Here is a 6,809-nt window from a genome sequence, read left to right on the forward strand (position 1 = left end):
AACCTTCCAAACAAGGGTAAGTGGAAGGTTATTTGGCATGCATATTTTCAGTATAACATGAGTTATTTTAAGTTTTTATTGAAAAATGTTGACAAACTATTAGCTGGTTTATTGAAAGTAAACGCTCCAATTTAGAATACATATACTGTAAAATATTATTCAAGGAGGCGGTTAAATGAATCAAGCTAATTCAGTAGAAGAATTTCTAAAAATCTTAAATCGATATCAGAGACAGCACGAAATCTTTTATAGAGGACAAGCTGCCAAATATAAAAGCGTTATATCTAGTATTTCTCGAGATAACGGGCATTTAACAAATGAACATCAAATTTATCGGGAAACCGTACATATGTATGAACAAGAATTTGAGACATTGGAATTTCCTATTGAGCGTTTAGCCAAATTACAACATTATGGAATTCCAACTCGATTAATTGATGTAACAACTGATCCTTTAATTGCTCTTTATTTTGCAGTCGAAAATGTTGATAGCCCCAGCGATGGTAATGTATTTGTGTACGTTCAAACAAGTAAGCCTACCCATAGTAAACCTGTAAAACTTTTAGCCTTGTTGGCTACACTAGAAATTTATGATACAAATTACGTTCAGGAACAATATAAAGTTATATACAACGAGAGTATTACAAAACAGGAAATTCTTAAATTAGCTCAAGAGACATCTTTCATTACTTTTTCTGATCGGTTAAAAGAAGCAAACCCTAGATTACTCGGTCAGAAGGGTGCGTTTGTGATTTGTGGGAATGAGATTCGAAATGAGGTTATTCATAAACACGTAAAACCCCTGGATGCCATTAAACCAAATCTAATAATCCGTATTCCATATGAACACAAACTAGCAATTAAAAATGAATTAGACCAACGCACCCTTATCAACAAAACAACAATTTATCCTGAGTTCCCATCTGTTGCTGATTATTTAAAAGAGAAATACAGAGAAACAAACCTTTCTATTGATGGTGCTTATAGTGTTGTGGAAAAGGATGACCTCTCTTATCCTGGTGTTAAACGATTATCTATGAAAATTACATTAAATAAATTACTCCGCATGGAAGAAATTCATACCCTAGCTAAATCCCTTATAGAACAATACCAGCAGGAATATGATGTGATTTTTATATTTGTAGCAAAAAATGGCGATGATTACATCATGTATAACTGGATTCTTCGAAGCCTTTGGCTCAACCCATTATGTAATCGTATAAAAATGGCACCTTTGTCGCAGAACGAAGGGACGGGGTATAGTTGGGAAGAAGGAAAATCTTTTAGCGTTATGGCGGATTATTATGATAAATTCGTGTTTAAAGACGACAAATTTTTATTTGTATGTAATCAGAAACTTCATGATGAGCTTTTTCATGTTTATCAAGAATTACTAAGATCTTTTGATTCTGACCCATTTGATGCTTTCCTTCTGCTCTTATTTGAATATAAAGAAAAAATTCAAAATGTAAATTCTATCATGGGAGACTTTGGCTACTCGAGAAATAAGAAATTTAACGATTATTTAGGTGTTTATAGTGAATTTGCCCATATGCTAGATAACATTCTATTATGGGCTAAAAATGATAACTTAAATGATCAAAGCAAAATATATCAAATAAATAAACAGTTCCAAAAGCTTCATCAAAATGCTGAATCTATTCGGCTGCATTCTTCTAAATGGTTTTTAGAACTTGGCGTTACTTCGTCTGATTTAGTTCATATCGATCCATATAATCTTCCTGAACAACCCAAATATCAATTCGAGCCAACACTCCCCTTAAATCCTAATGGTTTAGAAGTTGTGTTTAATTTAAAGATTAAACAGATGGATAATCGTTCCCTGCATGTTCTAGGTGAAACAAATTTATACGATGAGGCAGACCTATTAGTATCAATTAGAAAAAAGAGCGGTCAATTATACGGCCAAAGTAAAGCTTCTGTAAAAGATAGGAAATTCGACTTTGGAGAATTTCGCTATAAAGATAAGGGGTATGAACCCGGTGATTACATTATTGAAATCACTGTATCAATTCCTAGTACACAGCCAGAATCGTTTCGAAAAAAGGCTGGCCTTGAGTACGAAAACCTAGCTGGTCCATATGTTCAAAGAGATGGTGTCGCACCTTCAGTAAAATATAAAGAAAATTTCAAAGTGTAATGGCCCTTTAATGGAATAGGGCCACTTAAGCAAGGAACTGTAATAAAGACAATAAAGTGCCCCCTTTCTCATTCGACAACGTAAAAAAACCGAACTAATTTGACACCCTGAAGGTAAATTAGTTCGGTTTTCACTTATGAAATATAGAATACTTTTTTATGGGGAGCACCGTTTACTCACTCATATCTTCTTCCATATCCTTTTCATTCAGGTGGTCCTCGACCTCCTGCATGGTTTTGAAGCTTGAAACATCTGTCACTTCCATTCCATCCGTTTCAACTGCGACAAACCCGTCTGAGGATTGGAGGATTTGTGCTTTTATTTCTTCATTCCCGGTCAGGTTGTATTTCTTGACGACGGTGGTTTCTCCTTTTTCCTCCATCGCTGTTAATTCAGCAGAATAAGAATCAAGATCCATCCCTTTTTGGATTCGTTCCTGTAGCTTCTCACTGCTGAAAAATTCTGCTGTGGGCTCCTCCATCTCCTGGGTATCCTGCTGATCATTCATTTCTGCCGTATCACTTGAGGTATTCTCTTCCGGTTCTGCCTCTTCTGAACCGCATGCTCCCAATATCGAGAGTGCGAAAAAAAGGTTTCCAGCTAGTAGTAATTTTTTCATACCGTTCTCCTTTCTTTGGTTGTTACGATACAATCTCTCATTTATTTATTATCCTTTTAGTATTTTTGTTAAACATTGGAACATGCTCACACAAAAAAGACAGCCCGGATCTGACTGTCTTTTCATTCTTATTTACTTGAACCGAACTCTTCCCATATTTCCTTTAAAAGCTGCTTATCCGTCAACAGTTCATAACCCGTCAGCGCAAGTGCCTTTGCCCCGATTACAAGGGCACGGTCAGCCTCGGTGGATTTAGCCGCTTCCCTGAATTCGTTCGTGTGGACGACAAGGGATTCGGGCCCGATTTTGATGTAGGGATGGATGGTCGGGACCACCCTGCTGACGTTTCCGGCGTCGGATGAGCCGAGTCCCTTTCGTTCCGTATCGTCGAAGGATTCTCCCAGTGACTCGATGGAGTGCTGGAATACTTTATCGAAACGGCGGTTGAGCTGAAAGTGGTCGACTTCATTTTGGATTTTGATGACATTCAGTTTCGTCCCGGTGGCAAGGGCCGCCCCATCAGCGATGGCTTTCACTTTCTTCGAGACTTCATTGCACGCTTCCCTGGTTGCAGCACGTATATAGAAGCGGGCTTTCGCGTAGTCAGGGACGATGTTGGGCGCATCCCCGCCGTTGGTGATGATACCGTGAATCCGTACATCATCGGTCACGTGCTGGCGAAGAGCGTTAATGCCGTTGAACAGCTGGATCACTCCGTCGAGGGCATTGATACCGTCTTCAGGTGAAGCTGCCGCATGGGCAGATCTTCCTTTAAATTCGAAATCAAGGGGGTCCACTGCAAGTGTTTTCCCTGTCTGCGTGGTTCGCTTGAACGGATGGACCATCATGCAGGCATCCACTCCTTCGAACAAGCCTGCTTTTACAAAACTGCCTTTCGCACTGCCGTTCGGGCCGCCTTCCTCGGCAGGGGTCCCGAACACCACCACTTCCCCTCCTGTTTCCTCGAGTACGGACGACAGGGCGATGGCGGCCCCGCAGCTTGCCGTCCCGATGATATTGTGACCGCAGGCGTGCCCGAGTCCAGGCAGGGCGTCATATTCAGCAAGGTAGCCGATGACCGGTCCTTCTTTCCCTGAATGTTTGCGTGCCACAAAGGCAGTCTCATGGCCCGCCACTCCCCGTTCAATGGTAAACCCGTTGGCTGCAAGTAGGGTGGTCAAGGTCTCTGAAGCAAAGAACTCTTCGTTTCCTATTTCAGGCTTGTCGTGGATCTGATGGCTGGTCGACACGAGTTTCACCGCCAATTGATCGACTGCTGAGAGAATGTTGTGTTTACGATCGGCAATGGTTGCTGGTTGACTCATCTCTTTTCCCTCCTAATGCAATTCACTGACCGGAACGAATGTCGGAATCAGTGAATCTTTGTATGTTTTCTTAATATGTTCCGCTACGTCATCTTGCTGATAGAGCTCAACAATCTTTTGATAGGTCTTGTTGTCTTTCTCTTTTTCCTGTGCGGCGATGATATTGATGAACGGCTTGGATTCTGCCCCTTCGATATAGATGCTGTCGTCAACCGGGACCATCCCTGCTTCTACCGCCACCCCATTATTAATGATCGATGCCGCAACATCCGGCAGTACCCTTGGCGTCTGGGCAGCGACGACCGGTGTGAATTCAAGGTTTTTCGGGTTTTCTTTGATGGCTTCAAGACCCTGTGACTGATCAAATCCTTCATTTAGCTTGATTAACCCTGCTTCTTCCAACAGGAGAAGGGCACGGCCAAGGTTCGTCGCCTCTTGAGGGACGGCTACTGTACTGCCTTTCGGTAAGTCTTCCACCGATTTATATTTTTCCGAATAGATGCCCATCGGCGCGATGATTGTCGAGCCAATCGGTACAAGGTCCAGATTATGTTCTTCCACGAATGAATCAAAATACGAGATTGTCTGGAAGGCGTTCAAATCGATATCCCCATCGGCCAGCGCCTGATTCGGTCTCACGTAATCGGCAAATTCCACAATCTCGATATCAATCCCTTCCTTCGCTGCTTTCTCTTTCATATACTCCCAAATCGGCACCCCGGATCCATTCACTCCGACTTTCACGACTTCTTTGTCACCTGAACCGGATGCACTGTTTCCCGAGCAGCCGCTCAATAGTAGAGTGATTAATAAAATAGCTAAACTTGCCAGGCTGATTGATTTTTTCATATTCCTCTCTCCTAACGTCTCCTGATGATTTTTGATAATGTATTTCCTGCTGTCTGAAGTCCCTGCACCATCACGACTAAAATGATGACGGTCACAATCATGACTGATGTTTCGAATCGCTGATATCCGTATGCGATGGCGAGATCTCCGAGGCCACCGCCTCCGACTGCCCCGGCCATGGCAGATGCCCCGACGAGTCCGATGGTGGCAATCGTGATGTTCAGGACCAGTGTACTTAATGCTTCCGGGATTAGTATCCCGAAAATGATCTGCCAGGGCCCTGCCCCCATGGATTCTGCCGCTTCGATGACACCCGGCTCCACTTCAAGGAGCGAGCTCTCTACCAGTCTTGCAATATACGGTGCCGCAAATACGACAAGCGGTACAACTGCTGCCGCCGTTCCGATCGATGTGCCCACTACCAATCTTGTAAAAGGGATGATGGCCACCATCAAGATGATGAACGGGACTGAACGAAATACATTGATGATGCTGCTGAGTACTGAAAAGACGGCTCTATGTTCAAGTAAGTGCCCCTTTCTTGTCACCACGACAATGATGCCGAGGGGAAGCCCGATCAACGTTGCGAATAGCAGGGAGAATGACACCATCGCAACCGTATCCCATGTCGCTTCTATAATTCTTGGCCAAAATAACTCCCAGTTAACTTGCACGCTTCTCCACCTCGCTTACGAATAATTTGTTCTTCCAGTACTCCAGGATTTCTTCTGTTTCCTTCTTGCTGCCGATGATCTGTACGATGAGATTCCCGAACGGCTTGCCCTGGAGTTCCGTGATTTGTCCGAATAATACATTGATATGGGCATTGAATGCCTTTGCCGTTTCGGAAAGGATCGGTGTGCCAGTTGAATCCCCCTTGAAAATGAGACGGCAGATGCGCCCTTCCTTGCTGTCATTCAATTTATCAAGAACCGATGCCGGCAGCTGATCATTCATGACGCTCTTCACAAAGTTTCTCGTCGTCGAGGTCTGCGGATTGGAAAAGATATCGAAGACGGTTCCCTCTTCCACGATTTCTCCACTTTCCATAACCGCGACCTTGTCACAGATTTCCCGTATGACCCCCATTTCGTGGGTAATCATCACAATTGTAATCCCATACTCCGCGTTGATTCTCTTCAATAAATTGAGAATCGATTCTGTCGTCTGAGGATCCAGTGCCGATGTGGCTTCATCACAGAGCAGAATCGAAGGCGACGTCGCCAGTGCCCTTGCTATCCCTACACGTTGCTTCTGCCCTCCTGACAGTTCATCGGGATAATGCTTCGCTTTATCTTCAAGTCCGACAAACGCGAGCAACTCCTTTACTCTTTCGTTGATTTTGTCTTTTGGCCATTTTGCCAGTTTCAGAGGATAGGCGATATTCCCTGCCACCGTCCGGGATTGAAACAGATTAAAGTGCTGAAAAATCATCCCGATACGGTGCCGCTCTTTCCTCAGATCGATTGCCGACTGCTCCTTCAGGCTGCGACCCTCTATGAAAATATCACCCGAAGATGGTTTCTCTAAAAAATTGAGACAGCGGACAAGCGTGCTTTTCCCCGCTCCACTGAATCCGATCACCCCATAAATCTCTCCCTTCTTCACTTCAAAGGAAACATCCCTCAAAGCAGTGAATGGGCCATCCTTCGTCTCGAATACTTTCGTAACATTCTGAACTCTAATCATATAAGACTTGCTCCTTTCACTATGTATTCTTCTTGTTGACTATCCTGGCTCAAATAAAGGTTCAACGTCAAATGTTGGGGTGAAGTGAATGTTGCTTCACCCTTATCCAATATGTGAACCCAATCTTTTATACTTATGTGTTAATAGTATTTTAGCTCGAAAACGC

Annotated in this window: 6 protein-coding genes; 1 reads left to right on the top strand and 5 read right to left on the bottom strand. The window is 43.4% G+C overall.

All coding sequences use genetic code 11. From position 1 onward, the window contains the following. Positions 1 to 175: 175 nt before the first annotated feature. Positions 176 to 2,161: an FRG domain-containing protein gene (locus tag V8G47_RS20635; RefSeq protein WP_336201674.1), complete on the top strand. Its 1,986-nt coding sequence runs from the start codon at positions 176 to 178 to the stop codon at positions 2,159 to 2,161. A gap of 172 nt (positions 2,162 to 2,333) precedes the next feature. Here the strand turns inward: V8G47_RS20635 and V8G47_RS20640 are convergent, their stop codons facing one another. From V8G47_RS20640 to V8G47_RS20660, 5 genes are all read right to left on the bottom strand, one after another. Next, positions 2,334 to 2,780, bottom strand: coding sequence for a hypothetical protein (locus V8G47_RS20640; RefSeq protein ID WP_336201675.1), 447 nt, complete (start codon positions 2,778 to 2,780; stop codon positions 2,334 to 2,336). A gap of 128 nt (positions 2,781 to 2,908) precedes the next feature. Then, complete coding sequence (locus tag V8G47_RS20645) at positions 2,909 to 4,105, bottom strand: M20 family metallopeptidase (protein WP_336201676.1); 1,197 nt, start codon at positions 4,103 to 4,105, stop codon at positions 2,909 to 2,911. 12 nt (positions 4,106 to 4,117) lie between these two features. Next, positions 4,118 to 4,954: a MetQ/NlpA family ABC transporter substrate-binding protein gene (locus V8G47_RS20650; protein ID WP_336201677.1), complete on the bottom strand. Its 837-nt coding sequence runs from the start codon at positions 4,952 to 4,954 to the stop codon at positions 4,118 to 4,120. A gap of 11 nt (positions 4,955 to 4,965) precedes the next feature. Continuing rightward, positions 4,966 to 5,628: a methionine ABC transporter permease gene (locus V8G47_RS20655; RefSeq protein ID WP_079533344.1), complete on the bottom strand. Its 663-nt coding sequence runs from the start codon at positions 5,626 to 5,628 to the stop codon at positions 4,966 to 4,968. Beyond that, positions 5,618 to 6,643 carry a methionine ABC transporter ATP-binding protein gene (locus V8G47_RS20660; protein WP_079533342.1) on the bottom strand — a complete coding sequence of 342 codons (1,026 nt, stop codon included), beginning with the start codon at positions 6,641 to 6,643 and terminating at the stop codon, positions 5,618 to 5,620. The genes V8G47_RS20655 and V8G47_RS20660 overlap by 11 nt, the downstream gene beginning before the upstream one ends. Between the last annotated feature and the right edge of the window lie 166 nt (positions 6,644 to 6,809).

The sequence above is a fragment of the Rossellomorea sp. LJF3 genome, assembly GCF_037046045.1.
Classification (GTDB): domain Bacteria; phylum Bacillota; class Bacilli; order Bacillales; family Bacillaceae_B; genus Rossellomorea.

What these genes read in the sequence shown, in the direction of transcription:
- V8G47_RS20635 (WP_336201674.1), top strand. Translation starts at nt 176, where the DNA reads ATGAATCAAGCTAATTCAGTAGAAGAATTTCTAAAAATCTTAAATCGA.
- V8G47_RS20640 (WP_336201675.1), bottom strand. Translation starts at nt 2,780, where the DNA reads ATGAAAAAATTACTACTAGCTGGAAACCTTTTTTTCGCACTCTCGATA.
- V8G47_RS20645 (WP_336201676.1), bottom strand. Translation starts at nt 4,105, where the DNA reads ATGAGTCAACCAGCAACCATTGCCGATCGTAAACACAACATTCTCTCA.
- V8G47_RS20650 (WP_336201677.1), bottom strand. Translation starts at nt 4,954, where the DNA reads ATGAAAAAATCAATCAGCCTGGCAAGTTTAGCTATTTTATTAATCACT.
- V8G47_RS20660 (WP_079533342.1), bottom strand. Translation starts at nt 6,643, where the DNA reads ATGATTAGAGTTCAGAATGTTACGAAAGTATTCGAGACGAAGGATGGC.